Origin of the sequence: Billgrantia antri (genome assembly GCF_019430905.1) — a bacterium.
GTDB classification, from domain to species: Bacteria; Pseudomonadota; Gammaproteobacteria; order Pseudomonadales; family Halomonadaceae; genus Halomonas; species Halomonas antri.
Genome location: NZ_JAHYCA010000002.1, coordinates 602,712 through 623,017, shown reverse-complemented (window position 1 = coordinate 623,017; position 20,306 = coordinate 602,712). Strand labels below are relative to the sequence as shown.

The window sequence follows — 20,306 nt, the reverse complement described above, 5'->3', positions numbered from 1 at the left end:
GCCCCGCAGGGCGCCAGGATGAGGCTTGCCGATAACCTTGGCTTCAAGCGCCGCTTTACTTGAAGTTCTTGCGATACATCTTGATGGCCTCTCCGACGATACCGCTGCGAAAACTGAGCACGCAGACGACGAAGATCAAGCCAAGGATCGGGCTGACCCAGTTGCCCAGCGGCGATTGCGACAACAGGTGCTGCAGGCCAACCACCATTCCCGCACCAAGGACCGGGCCGAAGAGTGTGCCCACGCCACCCAGCAGAGTCATCAGAATCACTTCGCCGGACATGTGCCAGTGGGCATCGGTGAGCGAGGCGAGCTGGAACACTATCGTCTTGGTGGAGCCGGCCAGACCGGCCAGGCCGGCCGACAGGATGAAGGCCACCAGCTTGTAGGCCTCGACATTGTAGCCAAGCGACACGGCGCGCGGCTCGTTCTCGCGAATCGCCTTTAGCACCTGGCCGAACGGCGAGTGCACGGTGCGCTGGATCAGGGCGAAGCCGAATAGGAACACCGCAAAGACGAAGTAGTACATCGCCAAGCTGTTGTTCAGGTCGATGACGCCGAACAGGTGGCCGCGCGGCACGCCATGCAGGCCATCCTCGCCGCCGGTAAAGGGTACCTGAATATAAAAGAAGAACACCAGTTGGGCCAGGGCCAGCGTGACCATGGCGAAGTAGATACCCTGTCGCCGAATCGATAGCGCGCCGAAGACGGCCCCCAGCAACACGGCAGCAGCCGTACCGACCAGGATGCCGAGCTCGGGAGTCAGCGTCGGATAGCTCGACAGCAAGTAGCCGGTCACGTAGCCCCCGGTGGCCAGGAAAGCCGCATGACCGAAAGAGAGCAGGCCGGCATAGCCCAGCAGCAGGTTGAACGCGCAGGCGAACAGGGCGAAACACAGCATCTTCATCAGGAAGACCGGGTAGGCTGCGAAAGGAGCCACCAGGCCGATGACGATCAGCGCCAGGTAGAAGGCGTTGCGACGCAGGTTGGCACGCCGCTCGCGTTTCATCGACGGGGTCAAGGTTTGAGTCGTGGCCATGGCGTCATGCCTCCTTGCCGAAGAGTCCGGCGGGCCTGAGCAGCAGCACCAGGATCATCACCAGGAAGATTACGGTATTGGCTGCCTCGGGGTAGTACACCTTGGTCAAGCCTTCGATCAGCCCCATGGCGAGTCCGGTGACGACAGCCCCCAGGATGGAGCCCATGCCACCGATGACGACCACTGCGAATACCACGATCAGCAGGTTGGACCCCATGGTCGGCGACACGGGATAGAGCGGTGCAGCAAGCACGCCGGCGAAAGCCGCAAGCGCCACGCCGAAGCCGTAGGTTAACGTCACCAGCAGTGGTACGTTGACGCCGAAGGCCTGCATGAGCGAGGGATTCTCGGTGCCGGCCCGGAGGTAGGCGCCTAGACGTGTACGCTCGATGATGAACCACGTGGCAAAGCAGACGACGATAGCCGCCAGCAGCACCCAGGCCCGGTACTTGGGCAAGAACATGAAGCCCAGCTGGAAGCCGCCCTGGAAGATCTCGGGCGTGGGGTAGCGAGCCCCGGAGACGCCAAAGAAGTTGATCAGGGAGCCTTCGAAGATCAGCGCCAGGCCGAAGGTCAGCAACAACCCGTAGAGATGGTCGAGATGCGCGATGCGTCGCAGCAGCACGCGCTCGATCAGCATGCCGCCCAGCCCCACCACCACCGGTGTCAGCAGCAGCGCAGCCCAGTAATTGATGCCTAGGTATTGCATCCCCAGCAGTGTGGTGAATGCCCCCAGCATGTACATGGCCCCATGGGCGAAGTTGACGATCTTCAGCAGGCCAAAGATCACCGCCAGGCCCAGGCTCAACAGGGCGTAGAAGGCGCCGTTGATCAGACCCAGTAGCAACTGGCCCATGAACACCGCCAACGGCACCCCGAATATCATCGTCATGTCGGATTCTCCTCGCCGTCAGAGGGGCGGCGGCCGAGGCCGCCGCCGTCTCGTGTCACGCTCAGTTCTGAACCAGGTCGCACTGGCTTTCGGCGAGCGGACGGTATGCCTCTTCGGCGGGAATGGAAGTCAGGATCTCGTAGAGGTCCCACTCGTGAGTGGACTCTTCCGGCGACTTCACGCGGGCCAGGTACATGTCGTGCACCATGCGGCCATCCTCGCGGATGCGGCCATTGCGCGCGAAGAAGTCGTGGATCGGCTGCTTCATCATGTATTCGCGCACCGTCTGGGTGTCGTCGCTGCCGGTCGCCTCGACGGCCTGGAGATAGTGCATGGTGCTGGAGTAGATACCGGCCTGGACCATGGTCGGCATGCTGCCCACGCGCTCGTAGTAGCGCTCGGCCCACTCGCGCGCCTGATCGTCCATGTTCCAGTACCAGCCAGTCGTCAGCAGCAGGCCCTGGGTAGTCTCCAGGCCCATGGCGTGGACGTCGTTGAGGAATACCAGCAGACCGGCGAGTTGCTGTCCGGCCTCGACGACGCCGAACTGGCTGGCGGTGTTGATCGCGTTGACGGTATCGGCACCCGCATTGGCCAGGCCGATGATCTCGGCCCCCGAGCCTTGGGCCTGGAGGATGTAGGAGGAGAAATCGTTGGTCGGGAACGGGTGACGCACACCGCCGATGACCTCGCCGCCATTTTCCTCCACCACCTTGGTCACGTCGCCTTCAAGTGCATGGCCGAAGGCATAATCGGCGGTCAGCATGAACCAGGTGTCGCCGCCCTGTTCGACGACGGCACGCGCGGTACCGTTGGCCAGCGGATAGGTGTCGTAGACCCAGTGGATATGGTTGGGCGTGCAGTGCTCGTTGGTGATGCTCGACGCCGCCGAACCGGAAACGATACCAAAACCGTCGTTGTCTTCGAGCACCTTGGTCACGGCGATGGTCACCGAGGAGGCGACCATGCCGGCGACCAGGTCGACATTACGCTGATCGACCCATTCGCGCACGGTATTGGCACCCACGTCAGCGCTGTTGCTGTCGTCGGCACTGAACACTTCGATCGGGGCGCCGTCGACGCTGCCGCCGAAGTCCTCGACGGCCATCTGGAGGGCCTCGAGGCCACCCGGGCCGGCCAGGTCGCGGTAAGTGCCCGACATGTCGGCGAGGTAGCCGATGCGCACCTCACCATCGCTGATCTCCGCCTGGGCGGTGGTTGCCATGGCGGCGGTGGCGGCAATGGCGATGCTGCTGGCGAGTGTCTTCTTGATGAAGGTCATTGTTCGTCTCCATAGCCCAACTGGGCGGGTTGTTGTTGTCACGCGCACTGCGGGTAAGTCGCAATTCTAGGTAGTTCGAAATTAGCGATTGCGTATTGACGGTTGTGGTTCTTGTTTCGCCTTCAAGGCGCGTCTTGGCAAGCGGCCCGCCTGCCGGGGCATGGCGAACCGGGACTTGCTTCGTAGCAGGCTGACTAGACTCCTAGCAGGGCATTGAGGTGGTCACGCTTCGATGGCAGCTCGGCGGCACTGATCTCCTCGACGATGCGGCCGTGTTCCATGACGTAGTGACGATCCGCCAGCGGTGCGGCGAAGCGGAAATTCTGCTCTACCAGCACGATGGTCATGCCACGGTCGCGCAGTTGCACCAGCACCTCTCCCAGCTTCTGCACGATGACTGGCGCCAGCCCTTCGGTAATCTCGTCGAGTAGCAACATGCGTGCCCCGGTACGCAGAATGCGCGCCATGGCCAACATCTGCTGCTCGCCGCCGGAGAGACGGGTGCCCTGGCTGCGACGGCGCTCGTAAAGGTTGGGGAACATCGCGTAGATCTCGTCGATCGACATCCCGCCCGAGCGTACCGTGGGCGGCAGCAGCAGGTTCTCCTCGACGTCGAGACTGGCAAAGATGCCACGCTCCTCGGGGCAGTAGCCGATCCCCAGCCGCGGTATCCGGTGTGCCTTCATGCCAACGGTTTCGGTGCCGTTGATCATGATCGAGCCGGTACGTCGACCGACCATGTTCATGATCGCCTTGAGCGTGGTACTGCGGCCTGCGCCGTTGCGCCCCAGCAGCGTGACCAGCTCGCCACGGCGCACCTCCATGTCGACGCCATGCAAGATGTGGGATTCGCCATAGAAGGCATGAAGGTCACGAATACGCAGCATTTCGGCGCCATCGTGATCGCGATATTCGCTGCGAGTCGGCTGTTCGACGACCTGATTCATGCACTGGCCTCCTCTGTCTCGGCCTCGCTGCCCATGTAGGCCTCGCGAACCTGTGGATCGGCGGAAACCGTCTCGTAGTCGCCCTCTGCCAGCACGGCACCGCGGGCGAGCACGGTAATCTGGTCGCACAAGCGGCTCACCACGCTGAGGTTATGCTCGACCATCAGTACCGTGCGCCCCTTGGCCACGCGGCGAATCAGCTCGACGATGCGATCGACATCCTCGGCCCCCATGCCCTGGGTCGGCTCGTCGAGCAGCATCAGCTTCGGATCCATGGCCAGCGTCGTCGCCACTTCCAGGGCCCGCTTGCGCCCGTAGGGCATTTCCACGGTCAGCACGTCGGCGTATTCACGTAGGCCAACCTCGTCGAGCAGCTCGATGGCTCTCGCGTTGAGATGTTCCAGGCTGCGTTCGGATTTCCAGAAGTGAAACGAGGTGCCGATCGGTCGCTGCAGCGCCACGCGCACGTTCTCCAGGGCCGTCATGTGGGCAAATACCGCAGAGATCTGGAACGAGCGCACCATTCCCATGCGCGCGATCTCGTTGGCCTTCATGCCGGTGATGGCCTTGCCACGGTAGAGGATCTCGCCCCGTGTCGGCGGCAGGAACTTGGTAAGGAGGTTGAAGACGGTCGTCTTGCCGGCACCGTTGGGGCCGATCAAGGCATGGATATGCCCCTCCCGAACCCGTAGGTTGACGTCGTCCACCGCCGTGAAGCCGCGGAATTGCTTGGTCAGTCCGCGAGTTTCGAGGATGAACTCCTGGGTCATGTGACGTCCTCTCTGGACCGCCCGCGGCGGCCCATGCTGATTATTGTCGTTGTCGTGTAAGGCGGCGGTTCGTGGCTGGTTCAGCCTGAACTCTAACCTTTACGTTAACGTAAGCTAGAGGAGACACACTCGCGGGGCAACCATAGAAACGTCGAACTCGACCAATGGCGTAGAGGCAGCCCCATGTCAATAGCGTGCAAACAAAAACGCGATGCCATCGGGCATCGCGCGGGGATTGGATCAGGCCCCCTCAGGAGCCTGTCGCAGGAATCAGCACTCGATGGCGTTCACGGCGAGGCCGCCGCGTGACGTCTCCTTGTACTTGTCCTGCATGTCGCGTCCGGTGTCGCGCATGGTGCGAATCGCCTTGTCGAGCGAGACGAAATGCTCGCCGTCACCACGCAGAGCCATTTGAGCCGCGTTGATCGCCTTGACCGAGGCGATGGCGTTGCGCTCGATGCACGGCACCTGGACCAGGCCGCCCACGGGGTCGCAGGTCAACCCGAGGTTATGTTCCAGGCCGATCTCGGCGGCATTCTCCACTTGCGCCACGCTGCCGCCCATGACCTCGGCCAGGCCCGCCGCGGCCATGGCACAGGCCGAGCCGACCTCGCCCTGACAGCCGACCTCGGCGCCCGAGATAGAGGCGTTCTTCTTGCACAGGATGCCCACCGCCCCTGCCGCGAGCAGAAAGTCCACTACGTCGCGCTCGCAGGCGCCGGGCTGAAACTTCATGTAGTAGTGCAGTACCGCGGGAATGATGCCGGCCGCACCGTTGGTCGGCGCGGTCACCATGCGCCCGCCGGCAGCGTTCTCCTCGTTCACCGCGAGGGCGAAGACATTGACCCAGTCCATTGCCCCGAAGGTGGTAGCGATCAAGCTCTGATCGTCACTCGCCGCCAGCAACCGACGGTGCAGCGATGCCGCGCGCCGCTTGACGTTGAGCCCACCAGGCAGCACGCCTTCCTGCTCGAGGCCGGTATCGACGCAGGCACGCATGGCCAGCCAGATCCGCCACAGGCCATCACGCACTTCGGCTTCGCTGCGCCATGCCTTTTCGTTCTCCAGCATCAGCTCGCTGATACGCATGTCGTGCATGCGACACAGCGCCATCAGTTCGGCGGCCGAGTTGAAATCGTAAGGCAGCGCGGTGTGGTCCTGGTCAAGCTCACCGCGCTCGGCCTGGGCCTCGTCGACGACGAAACCACCGCCGATCGAATAATAGGTATTACGCCACAGCTCACCACCGTGACCATGGGCGATCAGCGTCATGGCATTGGGGTGGTAGGGAAGGCACTCCTCGTACCACTGCATGTCGCGTGCCCAGAGGAAGGGGATCGCCAGGCGCCCGTCGAGCATCAGCGTGCTCGCCTCGAGCAGTTCCTCGATACAGGGCGCGACGATCGCCGGATCGATCTGGTCGGGACGTTCCCCCATCAGCCCCATGATCACGGCGCGGTCGGTACCATGCCCCTTGCCGGTAGCGCACAGCGAGCCGTACAACCTCACCTCGATACGGGCCACCCGCTCGAGTTGGTCCTCGTCACGCAGTGCCTGAACGAAGTCGAAGGCGGCGCGCATGGGCCCCACGGTATGGGAGCTGGAGGGGCCGATACCGACCTTGAACAGGTCGAAGACACTGATTGCCATACGTTACCTCGTCTGCTGCCAGTCGTTCGCCATGCGCTTCATGCGGCTCATGCATCAGCCTGACTAAAACATGTTTGCCTTTACGGCACTGATGACCTTATGTTGGTGGCGAGACTGCCGTTCGGCAAACGAGAATATCTGCTAGAAGCTATAGCAAAACTAAACCATGAGCCGACTCTTGCACGCCCAGACCCATGCCTGGCTGAAAGTCTTCGCCGTCAGCGCCCGACATCTCTCCTTCACGCGCGCGGCGGAGGAATTGCACGTCACCACCGGCGCGGTGAGCCAGCAGATCAAGCAGCTCGAGGAGCGGCTGGGCTTCCGCCTGTTTCGCCGCCTGCCGCGGCGCCTGGAGCTCACCGAGGAAGGCAAGCGGCTGGCTGCCGTGGTCGACGAGGCCTACCAGTCGGTCGGTCTCGAGGTAAAGCGTCTGCGTAGCGGCGTGATGAGCGGCGTGATTCGACTGCGCAGCGTGCCGGCTTTTCTCAGTAAATGGTTGATGCCGAGGCTGCCGCGGCTGCAGGCGCGCTTTCCCGATATCGAGCTGCAGGTCATCGCCGAGGACAGCAGCCTGTCGCTGCGCGAAGGCGAATTCGATCTGGCCATAGACCTCAACGACGGCTACTACCCCGGCCTTGCCATCACCCCACTGATGGAAGAGGTGATATTTCCCGTTTGCGCCCCGTCCTTGATGCGTCGCCGCCCCACCTTGTCGCGCCCCGAGGAGCTGGCCTGGTACCCGTTGCTGCACGACATCACCGCCTGGCGCGGCGGCCACTCCTATGCCGAGTGGGAGCACTATCTGGAAGCTATCGAAGCCCCCCCGATCAATGTGCGCCGCGGCTACACGTTCAATCGTCATCGGCTGACAATGGAAGCGGCGGTGGCAGGCATGGGGGTCGCCATCGCCCGCCAGGCCCTGCTGACCGACGAACTGAAGTCAGGCAGCCTGATCGCCCCCTTTCCCCAGCGCATCCCCACGGGCAAGCGCTACGGCATCGTGCATACCAGCGGCGCCCTGGACGACCGGCGCGTGGCGGCGGTACACGACTGGATCGTGGAGGAAGCGCAACGCAGCCAATCCCTGCCCATGGCAGTCCCGTAGCGATGACGCTACACTCTGCGTGTTTCTGTTAGTGCTGCCCCACCGGAACCTCTATGCCTCGAACTTCTTCCCTGCCGCCGCCGCCCGCGGCGCCTATCGGCTTTGCTGCGGCCTGCCTGCGGGCCGTGTTCTATATCCTGCTCATCGCTGCATTTCTGCAAGGCATCTACTACGAAGCGCTGTACCTTCCCGCCCGGCGTTCCTTTGCCGAGCTGGGCTTCACCGAGCTGTGCCAGAGTGTCGTGCTGGCAGCCAGCGCGCTTCTGCTGTGCACGCCCTCGGCCAGGCGCGAACTGCCCACCGTCTCGCTGCTGATGTTCGCGCTGATCGTTGCTTCGCTGATTCGCGAGCAGGATTACTATCTGGACCGGCACCTTTTCGACGGCGCCTGGCAGTTGCTCGTCACTCTTGTGCTGCTTCCCTGCCTGACCCTCGTCCTGTGGCGGCGCCAGCGCTTCTCGAGCGAGTTTGTCACCTACGGCAACAGTTTCTCGTTCGGCCTCTTCGCTGCCGGCTTCCTCGTTACCTACGTATTCTCTCGCCTGTATGGGCGCAGCGAGATGTGGATGGCTATCCTCGAAGAACATTATCTGCGCACCTTCAAGGAGGCCGCAGAGGAGATCACCGAGCTGCTCGGCTACAGCCTGATCCTGATTGCCGTCATCGAACTCGTCCTGCTCTCCCGGCGCTGGCAGCAGGCCCGTTCCCTGCCCTGATGGCAGCGTGTTCTCAAACTTTCATTTTGCCCGTACCAAAAGCAGGACGCCCACCGCCATGGCGGTGGGCGTCCTGTCATGCCCGGTATGCTGGACTGGTCACTCGTCGAGGAACGAACGCAGCGGCTCCGAACGGCTGGGATGGCGCAGCTTGCGCAGCGCCTTGGCTTCGATCTGGCGGATCCGCTCACGGGTAACATCGAACTGCTTGCCGACCTCTTCGAGGGTGTGGTCGGTGTTCATGTCGATGCCGAAGCGCATGCGCAGCACTTTGGCCTCGCGGGCGGTCAGCCCGCCGAGCACGTTGCGCGTGGCCTCGATCAGCCCCTCGCCGGTGGCCAGGTCGACCGGCAGCTGCATGGTGCTGTCCTCGATGAAGTCGCCCAGATGCGAGTCGTCATCGTCGCCGATGGGCGTCTCCATGGAGATCGGCTCCTTGGCGATCTTGAGCACCTTGCGCACCTTGTCCTCGGGCATCTCGAGACGCTCGCCCAGCTCTTCCGGCGTCGGCTCGCGGCCCATCTCCTGCAGCATCTGGCGCGACACGCGATTGAGCTTGTTGATGGTCTCGATCATGTGCACCGGAATGCGGATGGTCCGCGCCTGGTCGGCAATCGAGCGAGTGATCGCCTGGCGAATCCACCAGGTGGCATAGGTCGAGAACTTGTAGCCGCGACGGTACTCGAACTTGTCCACCGCCTTCATCAGGCCGATATTGCCCTCCTGGATCAGATCCAGGAATTGCAGCCCGCGGTTGGTGTACTTCTTGGCGATGGAAATCACAAGACGCAGGTTGGCCTCGACCATCTCCTTCTTGGCACGCCGGGCCTTGGCCTCGCCAATGGAGAGCCGACGATTGATCTCCTTGAGCTCCGCCACCGCCAGCTGAACCATGTCCTCCTCGAAGGCGATCCGGCGCTGGGCACGCTGGATATCGGGACGCAGGGGCTCCAGGCGCTCGGCGAACTTGGGATTCTGGGCAATGAACTCGTCAACCCACTCCTGGCGCGACTCGTTGCCCGGAAACGCCTTGATGAAGCTCTTGCGCGGCACTTTCGCCTTCTTGACGAACAGCTGCATCACCGTCTTTTCCTGGGCGCGAACCTGTTCGACGCTGATGCGCACCTGACCGACCAGACGCTCGAAGTGCTTGGGCACCAGCTTGATCGGCGAGAACAGTTCGGCCAGACGCTCCATCTCGGCCTGGGCCTGCGCCCCACCCCGACCGTGCTTGGCAATCGCCTCGCGCACCAGCTCGTTCTGCTCGCGAATCTGCTCGAAGCGGGCCTTGGCTTCCTCGGGATCCGGACCGCCGGAACTCTCCTCCTCCGCCTCACCGGTGTCGTCATCATCCTCGTCACCGGCGTCGTCATCGTCGTCGGTAGCGCTGATCTCCTCCTCGGGAAGCTCGGCCTCGGCAACGCCGGGAATACCTTCGTCAGGGTCGATGAAACCGGAAAAGAGATCGGAGAGACGGCCGGGGGCTTCTTCATCCTGGGTCGCGTCATATGCCTCGAGAATCGAATCCACCGCGCCGGGCAGCCAGGCCAGGGCCGACATCACTTCGCGCGTACCCTCCTCGATGCGCTTGGCGATCTCTATCTCCCCCTCGCGGGTCAGAAGCTCCACGGTTCCCATCTCGCGCATATACATGCGCACGGGGTCGGTGGTACGGCCTACGTCGCTCTCCACCGCTGCCAGGGCAGCCACGGCCTCTTCAGCCGCCGATTCGTCGGCGGAATGATCAGACATCATCAGGGTATCTTCATCGGGGGCCTCCTCGACGACGCTGATACCCATGTCGTTGATCATGCCGATGATGTCTTCCACCTGGTCGGGGTCGGCAATATCCTCGGGGAGGTGGTCGTTGACCTCGGCGTAGGTCAGGTAACCCTGTTCCTTGCCACGCGCGATCAACTCCTTCAGACGTGACTGCTGCTGCGCATTTCCAGCCATAGAAACCCTATCTCGACGAAGAAGAATGAAGCACCTGAAGCGCTGGGGTGGAGAAAACTCATGAAGCCCAATAGTATAGCGGGAAACACCGCGAGCCCGCCAGTGCGGCCCATTTGCTCGATCACTCAGGTGTGTTAGTTTAAACGGTTATGCTGTCGCGGAGCCCAGTCCATGCTCCCTATGTGGTGGTGATAGAAGAGAATTCAACCCTGTCACCAACATCCTTCGTCGTCCTGACGCTTGTATCTCAACTTCCCAGCTCGGCCAGCAACGTCATGAGTCGCTGTCGCTCCTCGGGCGAAAGCCGTTCCCCCGAGCGCTGCTTCGCCAGAAGCGCATCGATCTGCTCCTGACATGACGGCCGCCTCTGGTGGCGACGAAAATGCTCGATCAGGCCATCAAGCTCCTGGGCCCGGGCATCGCGAGGAATGAGCATTTCTCGCCGTGCCAGCAACGCCAGGCGCTCGCCCTGAGCGCTGCCCTGAAAATGCGCCAGCACCACCTGTGGACTACGGTAGCGCCCAGCACGCAATAGCCGAACCAGTTCGCGACACAGCGCCGCGTCGCCATCTCCCTCGGGACACCAGTCGTCCTCGCCGGGCAAGCGCTCGACCAACGCCGGCTCATGCACCAGGAGTTGCAGCACGCGCGCCACCAGCCCCAGCGAAGCCCCCTTGGCCGGCGGTACATGACCCACCACCTCCTGCCCGGTAGAGGATGCGGCAGGCGCAACATTCGGCTCCGCCAATGACGGCGCCACGCCTTCGTCCCGCGCCAGGAGCGCCTCGAAGCGCGATTGGTCGACCCCAGTACGGCGTGCGAGTTCCCCCAGAAGCACCGTCTGAAGCATGCCTCGCGGCAAGCGACTGGCCGCCTTGAGCACCTGGCTGGCGAAACGCTCACGCTCCTCGACTCGCGCCAGGTCTCGCCCCCGCGCCGCCTGGTCGAACAGGAACTCCGACAGCGGACTGGCGCAGGTGATGCGATCCTCGAAGGCCTCACGCCCTTCTCGACGCACCAGCGTATCCGGATCCTCCCCTTCAGGCAGGAACAGGAAGCGCGCCTCGCGACCGTCGATCATCTGCGGTAACACCGTCTCCAGCGCGCGGCTGGCCGCCTGGCGCCCCGCCTTGTCGCCGTCGAAGCAGAACACCACTTCGTTGACCATGCGGAACAGCCGCGACAGGTGCTCCTCACTGGTGGAGGTGCCAAGGGTGGCAACGGCATAGCGAATACCGTACTGCGCCAGTGCCACCACATCCATGTAGCCCTCGACGATGATCACCCGCTCCAGCCGTGGATTGGCCTGCCTGGCCTCGAACAGCCCGTAGAGTTCGCGCCCCTTGTGGAAGACCGGCGTCTCGGGCGAGTTCAGATACTTGGGCTTGGCGTCCCCGAGCACCCGACCGCCAAAGGCGATGGTGCGTCCACGCACGTCGCGGATCGGGAACATCACCCGGTCGCGGAAACGGTCATAGGTGCGTCCGCTGTCCTCACGCTGCACCAGCAGGCCGTATTCGACCTGCACCGCTTCTACAATCTCCCTAGCGCTCAGGTGGCGCTTCAGCGCCTCCCAGTCATTCGGGGCATACCCGATGCCGAAGTCGCGCTGCACCTCCTCGGAGAGACCGCGCCGGGCCAGATATTCCCGTGCCGACTGCCCTTCGGGCATCCTCAGCCGTTCGCGATAGAAACTGGACGCGAGTTCGAGCAGGTTGACCCCCTCCTGGCGCTTGCGTTCCCGCGCCTGAGCACGCGGATCGTCGGCGCCTTCGCGCGGCACCTCGAGACCAAGCCGTGAAGCCAACTGCTCCACCGCCTCGGGAAAGCGCAGCTTGTCGTACTCCATCAGGAAGCGCAGGGCATTGCCATGGGCGCCGCAGCCAAAACAGTGGTAAAACTGCTTGTCGGCACTGACGGTGAAGGAGGGCGTCTTTTCCTGATGGAAGGGACACAGGCCCGAATAGTTGCGCCCCGCCTTCTTCAGCTGCACCCGCTCACCGACTACCTCGACCACGTCGACGCGCGCCAGCAGGTCATCGATGAAACGCTGAGGGATCTGGCCGGCCATGCAGGTCTCGCCACCTCCCGGCGGGATGGATGAAACAAGAGAGGAACGGGTCGCGAAAGACAAGCGGCCACCTGACGGCAGCCGCTTGGTCATCCTTCCAGAAGGACCGATGCCCGAGGCGTCGGTACTTCCTTAGTACGGATCAATAGAGCCGTTCGAAACGCTTGCGCTCACGCTGGAGCTTCTTGGCGTGACGCTTCACCGCAGCTGCCGCCTTGCGCTTGCGCTCTGCAGTCGGCTTCTCGTAGTGCTCACGACGACGCACCTCGGACAGAATGCCGGCTTTTTCACAGGAACGCTTGAAGCGACGCAGCGCGACGTCAAACGGCTCGTTATCACGTACTTTGACAGAAGGCATTAAGCACTCACCTACCTTAGAATCTTGAGTTCGGTCATAACGCATACCCTGGCCGGGCACGCGACCCAATTGTACAGCGCACGGTAGTTTAGTCGGCGATACCAAGCATTGCAAATTCCTGCTGCGGAAAAAGGGATTGAGGCGTCCCGATTTGATAAAATGCCGGCTTTCACGCTGCACGAGCCTGAACCATGCGAGTCCTTGGCATCGAGACCTCCTGCGACGAGACCGGCGTCGCGATCTACGACACTGACCGCGGCCTGCTGGCCGACGCGCTCTTCAGCCAGATCGCCATGCATGCCGAGTACGGCGGGGTAGTGCCGGAACTCGCCTCCCGCGACCATACCCGCCGCCTGCTGCCGCTGATTCAGCAGGTACTCGACGAGGCCGACATGACCCGCGGCGAGCTGGATGCCATCGCCTATACCGCCGGTCCCGGTCTGGTCGGCGCCCTGATGGTCGGCGCCAGCACCGCCCATGGCATGGCACGCGCTCTCGATATTCCGGTGCTTGGGGTCCATCACATGGAAGGCCACCTCATGGCGCCCATGCTCGAGGCGGCGCCGCCCGCCTTTCCTTTCGTGGCGCTGCTGGTGTCGGGCGGACATACCCAACTGGTGGAAGTTCAGGGGCAAGGACAGTACCGCCTGCTCGGCGAGTCAGTCGACGACGCCGCCGGAGAAGCCTTCGACAAGGCCGCCAAGATGCTCGGCCTGGCCTATCCCGGCGGGCCGCAGGTCGCCCGCCTGGCCGAAACCGGCAATCCCGGGCGCTTTCGCTTCCCCCGGCCGATGACCGACCGCCCGGGACTCGACTTCAGCTTCTCCGGGCTCAAGACTCATACCCTGACCACCCTGCGCCAGCTCGACGCAGCCGGCGAACTCGACGATCAGGCCCGCGCCGACGTCGCCCTGGCCTTCGAGGAGGCCGTGGTCGACACCCTGGTGATCAAGTGCCGCCGGGCGCTCGACGACACCGGACTCAAGCGCCTGGTCATGGCCGGCGGCGTGAGCGCCAACGCGCGCCTGCGCGAGCGACTGGGCCATGAGGCCGAGAAGCGCAGCGCACAGGTCTACTATCCTCGCGGTCGCTTCTGCACCGATAACGGCGCCATGATCGCGCTTGCCGGCGCCCGACGCCTGTTGGCCGGCGAGCGTGACGAGATCGGCCTGATGAAGGCCGTGCCGCGCTGGCCCATGGAAACCCTAAAGGCCCCTGTCGGCGACTAGATGCCCGGCTCCTCGCCGTGCCGCAGCCGGTGAATATTGAGCAGGTGCCGCACCAACACCAGGGCGGTGAAGGCCATCACGACCCACACGTAGTCGGGAGCCAACCACAGGCTGGCCAGCGGGGCGATGCCGGCGCTGGCCAGTGACGCTACCGCGGCGGTGCGCACGCGCCAGGCCAGCAGCGTCCACAGCGCCGCACAGCACAATGCCACCCAAGGCGTCAGCACCAGCATCACGCCGAAGGCGCTGGCCACCGCCTTGCCGCCGCGAAAACGATGCCATGGCGGATAACTGTGTCCCAGCAGCACGGCCAGCCCTGCTACGCCCTGCTCCCATGGCGCCAGGTCCAACCCCAGGGCCAGCCATAGCACGGGCATGCCTTTCAGCGCGTCAAGCAGCAGCGTCGCCGCCGCCAGTCGGCGACCATGCAGACGCAGCACGTTGGAGAACCCCGGGTTGCCCGAGCCTTCTCGGCGAGGATCGCCCACACCCGCCAGGCGACAGACCCATAGCGCTCCCAAGCAGGAGCCGCTGGCGTAGCCCAGCAGCACCAGCGTCAACAGCAGCAGTAACCCTTCGACCGTCACCCGGTCCCGCCTCCTTACCCACGCCTATCGCTGCATGATGCCAGCCGCGACGCCGCGGGGACAGCAAACTGTCATTCCTCCACGTCGCTCAGTACAATCGGGCCTCCTTTTTTCGATGGGAGCCGCGCATGGACCGCATACTGATCGAATCTCTCGAGATCGAGACGGTGATTGGCGTTTATGACTGGGAGCGCACCATTCGCCAGCGGCTGACGCTCGACCTGGAACTGGCCACCGACATTCGCCCGGCGGCGGCCGACGATGACCTGACAAAGACCCTCGATTACGCTGCCATCAGCCAACGCATCGCCGGCTTCGCCGCCGAGCACGATGTCGCCCTGGTCGAGACGTTCGCCGAGCGCCTCGCCCAACTGCTGATGGAGGAGTTTGGCGTGCCCTGGCTGCGGTTGACGCTGCGCAAGCCCGGTGCCGTGCCCGCCGCCGCGGCCGTAGGGGTACGCATCGAACGTGGTCGGGAGCGCGCCGGATGACCCGCGTCAGCGTCAGCATAGGCAGCAACATCGATCGCGACCATCACGTACGGCGCTGCCTGGACGTGCTTGACGCCACCTTCCGCGGTCTCGCCGTCTCTCGCGTCTACGAGAGCGAGCCGGTGGGCTTCGAGGATGGTCACAACTTCTACAACTTGGTTGCGGTGTTCGACAGCGACTGGTCGGTCGGGGAGCTGCAGGCCTGGTGCAAGCGCATCGAGCGGGAACACGGCCGCCGCGAAGGGACCCCCAAGTTCAGCCCGCGCACGCTGGACATCGACCTGCTCACGGTGGGCGATCTCGTCGGCGAGCACGATGGCGTCCGGCTGCCACGCGGCGAGATTTTGCATCATGCCTTCGTGCTGCTGCCGCTGTCCGAACTGCTGCCGGACACACCGCACCCCGTGGACGGGCGAACCTACGCCGAACTGTGGTCGGCCTTCGACGACGACCAACAGCGACTCTGGCCGATCACGTTTGACTGGCCGCGCACGTTCTCGCGTTAGGCGGTGGCAACCTGCATGGTAGGATCACGCGCCCGAGAAATCCTGCAGGAGGATGGCCCGGCGCCGGCGGGCCAGCTCCCGCCCCAGCTCGCCACCGCGAAACCCTTCCGCCACCAGCTCCCGCGGCTCGACCTGCGAGACCGCCTGCCAGGCTCGCTCGAGCCGCTCGGCCAGAGCCGGGGCATCCACCGCCAGCAGCGCAAGCAAGGGGGGCACCCGCTCCTCCCGCCGCCAGGCGTCGATGCCGTCCAGCCAGGCCTTGACGTCGTCCGCCTCGGGTTCGCTCCGGTGTCGCAACTGTCGGGTGAGTGCGGCCTGACGCCCCAGGTCACGATAGCGACGCGGCAAGCGGAGACGCTCGGCCAACGTCGCCTGCCGGGCATCGTCGAGATGCTCCACCAGCCGTGCCCAGCGCCAGCGGGGGCACTCCTCCTCGGGCAGGTCGTCGGGCAGTCTCGCAAGCCTCGTCAGCGCCTCGGAAAGCGCAGCGGCCTCCTCGACCAGTTCCGGCATCAGAACCGCCAGCGCATTGCATTCATGCAGGGTACGAAAGTAAACCGCCGGGTCCGCTTCACCCAGCGCCTTCTCGGTCTCGGTCCAGACCCGCTCGGCCACCAGGTGGTCGAGCTCGCCGCTCGCCGCGAGCTCCACCATCAGCGCCCGCGTCTCCTCGGCGATGGTGAAGCCGAGCCGGGCATAGCGCGCCAGGAAGCGAGCGGTGCGCAGCACGCGCAGCGGGTCCTCGATGAAGGCCGGAGAGACATGGCGCAGCTGCCTGGCGTGAAGATCCTTCAGGCCGCCGTAGGGATCGACCAGCTCACCTTCCGGCGTTTCGGCCATGGCATTGATGGTCAAGTCACGCCGAGCCAGGTCCTCCTCCAGCGTCACGTCGGGACTGGCATGCACCTCGAAGCCCGTGTAGCCGTGGCCCGACTTACGCTCGGTCCGCGCCAGTGCGTACTCCTCATGGGTGTCGGGGTGCAGGAAGACGGGGAAATCACGCCCCACCGGGCGGAAGCCTCGACGCTGCATCTCCTCGGGCGTCGCCCCGACCACCACCCAGTCGGTATCGACGGTAGGCCAGCCAAGCCGGGCATCGCGCACGGCACCTCCCACGCGGTAGACCTCAAGCCCTTCGAGGCAGCGTCCGCGTGTCGCCTTCATGAATGCCCGCGCTCCACCCGTTCAGGAAGGCGGTGCTCCCACTCGGTGAAGCCGCCATCGAGGCTGTAGACGTCGGCGAAGCCCTGGCCTGCCAGCCAGGCCGCCGCCTGCTGGCTAGAGTGACCGTGGTAGCAGACCACCACCAGCGGCGGCTGCCTCGGCGTCGACTCGAGCAGTGCCGGGACACCGTCATTGTCGAGGTGCAAGCTGCCCGGAATGTGGCCGCCGGCGAAGCTCATCGGATCGCGAATATCGACCAACGTGAGCTCGGTCTTGGCGTCGATCCAGGCGGTAAGAGTCTCGATCGACAGGTGTTGAAACATGGGGGTCGCCATCTTGGCCTCCCGAATGACGGATCGTGATCAGTGGCGTTGGCGGCTAGGCACGCCAATTCGCTCACCGGTAGCGAGGTTCAGCGCAGTGAGACTGCCGCCCCAGACGCAGCCGGTATCCAGCGCCTCGGCGCGCACCATGGCACCCTCGGCACGCCCCTCCAGCGCCGCCCAGTGGCCGAACAGCAGCCGCACGTCATCGCGGCGAGGGTAGCAAAACCAGGGAGCGAAGCCATCGGGTGCGCTGCCGAGGCCCTCCTTGGCGCTGAAATCCAGACAGCCGTCGGCATCGATGAAACGCATCCGCGTCAGTACGTTGACGATGACGCGCAGTCGATCGATGCCGTCGAGCGACGCCTCCCAACAGGGGGGTTCGTTGCCGTACATCCGTTCGAGAAACGCTCCGCTGCGCTCGCTGGCGAGCCGCTCCTCGACCTCCGCGGCCAGGCTTGCCGCCTGCTCGGCCGACCACTCGGGCAAAAGCCCCGCATGGGTCATCAGCGTCTCTCCCTGCCCCGCAAAAGACTCGCGCACCAGTAACGGGCGCGCCTGAAGCCAGTCGAGCAGCGCCTCACGGTCGGGGGCAGCGAGTATGGTATCCAGCGTATCCTTGCGATTGAGCCGGGCGCCGCCACGCGCTACCGCCAGCAGATGCAGGTCGTGATTGCCAAGCACGCTGAGCGCGGCATCGCCCAGCGCGCGTACCTCCCGCAGGCAGGCGAGCGACTCGGGGCCGCGATTGACCAGATCGCCCGCCAACCACAACCGGTCGCGGGCGGGGTCGAACTCGATCCGCTCCAGCAGTTCGACGAACTCGGCGTGACAGCCCTGCAGGTCCCCGATGGCATAGACGGTCATGGCACTGTCCCTTGCGGTACGGTTTGAATTCCCAACCAGCCCGAAGGCTTCCTCGCTGCCGTCAGTGTACCTGGTTGGGGCCGGCCAGACGGAAGGGGGCGATGGCCACCTCGAAGGGACGCTGGCTGGCGGTGTCGACACAGGTATAGGCGCCTTCCATCACCCCCACCGGCCCATCGAGGATGGCTCGGCTGGTATAGCGGAAGGTCTGACCGGGACCGATCAGCGGCTGCTGGCCCACCACACCCTTGCCGCGCACCTCCTGCACCTTGCCGCTGCCCTGGGTGATGCGCCAGTGTCGCGCCAGCAGCTGGACGCTGCGCTTGGAATGGTTGTGGATCGTCACGGTATAGCGGAACACGTAGCGCGACTCGTCGCGAGAGGATTCATCGTCGCGAAAGTCGGGCTCCACGTCGACCAGCACTTGCTGCTCCAGAGGCATGTCCGGTGCCTGGGTCATGGAGCCTCCTCCTCGATGGCCAGGTGGTTGGCGATGCGAACGAACTCCTCCACCCCGAGCGTCTGGGGGCGGCGGGCGGGATCGATGTCAAGCGCCGCCAGAGCATCGCCATCGATCACGCCCTTGAGGTTGTTGCGCAGGGTCTTGCGCCGCTGGGCGAAGGCCTGACGCACGACCCGGAACAGCAACGCTTCGTCGCTGGCGGGCCATGGCGGCTCGGCAAAGGGAGTCAGCCGCACGATGGCCGAATCGACCTTGGGGCGAGGCACGAACGCCTCCGGCGGCACCGTGAACAGATAATCGACGCGACAGCGGTACTGCGCCATCACCGAGAGCCGCCCCCAGTCGGCGCCGCCCGGCTCGGCGGCCAGGCGATCGACCACCTCCTTCTGCAGCATGAAATGCATGTCGGCAATGGCATCGCCGGCTTCCAGCAGATGGCCGATCAGCGGCGTCGAGATATTGTAGGGCAGATTGCCCACGACCCGCAGCGGCTCGCCGTCGCTGCGCAGCTCGCGAAAATCGAACTTCAGCGCATCCCCCTCGTGCACGACGAAGCCCGGGTAGTTGAAGAACTGCACGCGCAGCCCCGGAATCAGGTCGCGGTCCAGCTCGATCACTTCGAGGTGGCCGCCCGTCGCTTCGAGCAGAGGCTCGGTCAGGGCGCCCTGTCCGGGGCCGATCTCGACCAGCCGGTCGCCGGGGCGCGGCGCGATAGCGCGCACGATGCGCGAAATGATGCCGGGGTCACGCAGGAAATTCTGGCCGAAGCGCTTGCGAGCGCGATGAACCGGCGGGCGCGATGCCATGCAAGAATCCTTGTCAGTCGTTTCGTCAGGAAGTGGCCGCGGCCGAACCACGGCAGGCCATCTCGGCGGCCAGTGCCGCGGCGACCCTCAGGCTGCCTGCATCGGCCAGGCCACGGCCGGCCAGGTCCAGCGCCGTGCCATGATCCACCGAAGTGCGCACGATCGGCAGTCCCAGGGTGATGTTGGCGGCCCGGCCGAAGCCGGCGTACTTGAGCACCGGTAGCCCCTGGTCGTGATACATCGCCAGCACGGCATCGACGCCGGCCAAGTGGCGAGGCGTGAACAGGGTATCGGCCGGCAGCGGTCCGTCAAGCACGAAACCTTGCTTGCGCAGGCGCTCGAGGCAAGGCGCGATCACCTCGATCTCCTCGCGCCCCAGGTGCCCCCCCTCGCCGGCGTGCGGATTGAGGCCACACACGGCGATGCGCGGCGCCGCCACCCCGAACCAGCGGATCAGGTCCGCGTGCAGGATGCGCAGGATACGCTCCAGGCTGGTGGCGCTGATCGCGTCGGCCACCTCCCGCAAAGGCAGATGCGTGGTCGCCAGGGCCACGCGCAGTGCAGCACCGCCCTGCCAGCCGGGCTGCGCGGCATGCAGGGCGGAGTCGGTCGCCAACATCATGACGACCTCGTCGACACCGCAAGCGTCGCGCAGATATTCGGTGTGACCGCGAAAGCCGACGTGGCCGGCATCGAGGATCACTCCCTTGTGCAGCGGCGCGGTGACCATGGCATCCGCCTGCCCTTGGCGACAGGCCGCGATCGCCACATCGAGGGTCTCGAGCACGTAGCCGGCGTTGGCTACGTCGAGCCGGCCCGGCCGGCTCGGCTCGCGCAGCGCTACCGGCCACACCGGCAACACGCCGGGACGCACTGCCGGTACCGGCTCGCCCGGCTGCAGTTCGAGCAGGCCGACCTCGAGGCCGAGCCGTTCGGCCCGTTCGGCCAGCAGCGTCGGGTCGCCCACTGCCACCACCCTGGCGGGCGGCGGCTCGCCCAGCGCCAGCTGCAGCATCAGCTCGGGACCGATACCGGCGGGCTCGCCGCAGGTCACGGCCAATACGGGGGCGGTGGGGGGCATGGT

General features: G+C 64.7%; 21 protein-coding genes. 5 read left to right on the top strand and 16 right to left on the bottom strand.

Features of this window, described 5'->3' with window-relative positions; translation table 11 throughout:
- Positions 1-55 precede the first annotated feature (55 nt).
- The 6 genes from KPL81_RS07360 to KPL81_RS07335 form a co-directional block, all read right to left on the bottom strand.
- Positions 56-1,039: a branched-chain amino acid ABC transporter permease gene (locus tag KPL81_RS07360; RefSeq protein WP_219791253.1), complete on the bottom strand. Its 984-nt coding sequence runs from the start codon at positions 1,037-1,039 to the stop codon at positions 56-58.
- 4 nt (positions 1,040-1,043) lie between these two features.
- Complete coding sequence (locus KPL81_RS07355; RefSeq protein WP_209476705.1) at positions 1,044-1,931, bottom strand: branched-chain amino acid ABC transporter permease; 888 nt, start codon at positions 1,929-1,931, stop codon at positions 1,044-1,046.
- Between the two features lie 61 nt (positions 1,932-1,992).
- On the bottom strand, positions 1,993-3,213 hold the full coding sequence (locus tag KPL81_RS07350) for an ABC transporter substrate-binding protein (protein WP_209476704.1): 1,221 nt from the start codon (positions 3,211-3,213) through the stop codon (positions 1,993-1,995).
- Between the two features lie 194 nt (positions 3,214-3,407).
- Complete coding sequence (locus KPL81_RS07345) at positions 3,408-4,160, bottom strand: ABC transporter ATP-binding protein (RefSeq protein ID WP_240549091.1); 753 nt, start codon at positions 4,158-4,160, stop codon at positions 3,408-3,410.
- A complete protein-coding gene (locus KPL81_RS07340; RefSeq protein WP_219791252.1) occupies positions 4,157-4,930 on the bottom strand; it encodes an ABC transporter ATP-binding protein in 774 nt (257 codons plus the stop codon). The genes KPL81_RS07345 and KPL81_RS07340 overlap by 4 nt, the downstream gene beginning before the upstream one ends.
- Positions 4,931-5,200: 270 nt before the next feature.
- Entirely contained in the window at positions 5,201-6,580 is a 1,380-nt protein-coding gene (locus tag KPL81_RS07335) for an L-serine ammonia-lyase (RefSeq protein WP_209476703.1), read from the bottom strand.
- A gap of 166 nt (positions 6,581-6,746) precedes the next feature.
- Here KPL81_RS07335 and KPL81_RS07330 point away from each other — a divergent pair, with 166 nt between their 5' ends.
- Both KPL81_RS07330 and KPL81_RS07325 read left to right on the top strand, forming a co-directional pair.
- The gene (locus KPL81_RS07330; protein WP_209476702.1) at positions 6,747-7,685 is read left to right on the top strand and encodes a LysR substrate-binding domain-containing protein; all 939 of its coding nucleotides are present in this window, start codon (positions 6,747-6,749) and stop codon (positions 7,683-7,685) included.
- 53 nt (positions 7,686-7,738) lie between these two features.
- Positions 7,739-8,401 (top strand): hypothetical protein, encoded by a 663-nt coding sequence (locus tag KPL81_RS07325; RefSeq protein ID WP_240549090.1) that lies wholly within the window; start codon positions 7,739-7,741, stop codon positions 8,399-8,401.
- Positions 8,402-8,500: 99 nt separating this feature from the next.
- On the opposite strand, the gene rpoD is transcribed toward KPL81_RS07325, so the two are convergent.
- From rpoD to rpsU, 3 genes are all read right to left on the bottom strand, one after another.
- Positions 8,501-10,357, bottom strand: coding sequence for an RNA polymerase sigma factor RpoD (rpoD, locus tag KPL81_RS07320; RefSeq protein ID WP_219791251.1), 1,857 nt, complete (start codon positions 10,355-10,357; stop codon positions 8,501-8,503).
- Between the two features lie 247 nt (positions 10,358-10,604).
- Complete coding sequence (gene dnaG, locus KPL81_RS07315; RefSeq protein WP_219791250.1) at positions 10,605-12,428, bottom strand: DNA primase; 1,824 nt, start codon at positions 12,426-12,428, stop codon at positions 10,605-10,607.
- A 142-nt stretch (positions 12,429-12,570) separates the two neighbouring features.
- Entirely contained in the window at positions 12,571-12,786 is a 216-nt protein-coding gene (gene rpsU, locus KPL81_RS07310; protein ID WP_010629611.1) for a 30S ribosomal protein S21, read from the bottom strand.
- 191 nt (positions 12,787-12,977) lie between these two features.
- Between rpsU and tsaD the strand changes: the two genes are divergently transcribed.
- On the top strand, positions 12,978-14,015 hold the full coding sequence (tsaD, locus tag KPL81_RS07305) for a tRNA (adenosine(37)-N6)-threonylcarbamoyltransferase complex transferase subunit TsaD (RefSeq protein WP_219791249.1): 1,038 nt from the start codon (positions 12,978-12,980) through the stop codon (positions 14,013-14,015).
- Here tsaD and plsY read toward each other — a convergent pair.
- The gene (gene plsY / locus KPL81_RS07300) at positions 14,012-14,602 is read right to left on the bottom strand and encodes a glycerol-3-phosphate 1-O-acyltransferase PlsY (RefSeq protein ID WP_422674109.1); all 591 of its coding nucleotides are present in this window, start codon (positions 14,600-14,602) and stop codon (positions 14,012-14,014) included. The genes tsaD and plsY overlap by 4 nt on opposite strands.
- 128 nt (positions 14,603-14,730) lie before the next feature.
- On the opposite strand from plsY, the gene folB reads away from it, so the two are divergent.
- Both folB and folK read left to right on the top strand, forming a co-directional pair.
- A complete protein-coding gene (folB, locus tag KPL81_RS07295) occupies positions 14,731-15,093 on the top strand; it encodes a dihydroneopterin aldolase (protein WP_219791248.1) in 363 nt (120 codons plus the stop codon).
- A complete protein-coding gene (gene folK, locus KPL81_RS07290; RefSeq protein ID WP_209476697.1) occupies positions 15,090-15,599 on the top strand; it encodes a 2-amino-4-hydroxy-6-hydroxymethyldihydropteridine diphosphokinase in 510 nt (169 codons plus the stop codon). The genes folB and folK overlap by 4 nt, the downstream gene beginning before the upstream one ends.
- A gap of 24 nt (positions 15,600-15,623) precedes the next feature.
- Here folK and KPL81_RS07285 read toward each other — a convergent pair whose 3' ends face one another.
- The 6 genes from KPL81_RS07285 to pdxA all read right to left on the bottom strand — a co-directional run bounded on the left by KPL81_RS07285 (position 15,624) and on the right by pdxA (position 20,303).
- Positions 15,624-16,763: a tRNA nucleotidyltransferase/poly(A) polymerase-related protein gene (locus KPL81_RS07285; protein ID WP_219791247.1), complete on the bottom strand. Its 1,140-nt coding sequence runs from the start codon at positions 16,761-16,763 to the stop codon at positions 15,624-15,626.
- Positions 16,760-17,098: a thiosulfate sulfurtransferase GlpE gene (gene glpE, locus KPL81_RS07280; protein ID WP_240549089.1), complete on the bottom strand. Its 339-nt coding sequence runs from the start codon at positions 17,096-17,098 to the stop codon at positions 16,760-16,762. The genes KPL81_RS07285 and glpE overlap by 4 nt, the downstream gene beginning before the upstream one ends.
- Positions 17,099-17,125: 27 nt before the next feature.
- Complete coding sequence (locus tag KPL81_RS07275) at positions 17,126-17,953, bottom strand: symmetrical bis(5'-nucleosyl)-tetraphosphatase (RefSeq protein ID WP_219791246.1); 828 nt, start codon at positions 17,951-17,953, stop codon at positions 17,126-17,128.
- 61 nt (positions 17,954-18,014) lie between these two features.
- Complete coding sequence (gene apaG, locus KPL81_RS07270) at positions 18,015-18,413, bottom strand: Co2+/Mg2+ efflux protein ApaG (protein WP_209476691.1); 399 nt, start codon at positions 18,411-18,413, stop codon at positions 18,015-18,017.
- Positions 18,410-19,222: a 16S rRNA (adenine(1518)-N(6)/adenine(1519)-N(6))-dimethyltransferase RsmA gene (gene rsmA, locus KPL81_RS07265; protein ID WP_209476690.1), complete on the bottom strand. Its 813-nt coding sequence runs from the start codon at positions 19,220-19,222 to the stop codon at positions 18,410-18,412. Before rsmA ends, apaG begins: the two co-directional genes overlap by 4 nt.
- Positions 19,223-19,247: 25 nt before the next feature.
- Positions 19,248-20,303: a 4-hydroxythreonine-4-phosphate dehydrogenase PdxA gene (gene pdxA, locus KPL81_RS07260; RefSeq protein WP_219791245.1), complete on the bottom strand. Its 1,056-nt coding sequence runs from the start codon at positions 20,301-20,303 to the stop codon at positions 19,248-19,250.
- Between the last annotated feature and the right edge of the window lie 3 nt (positions 20,304-20,306).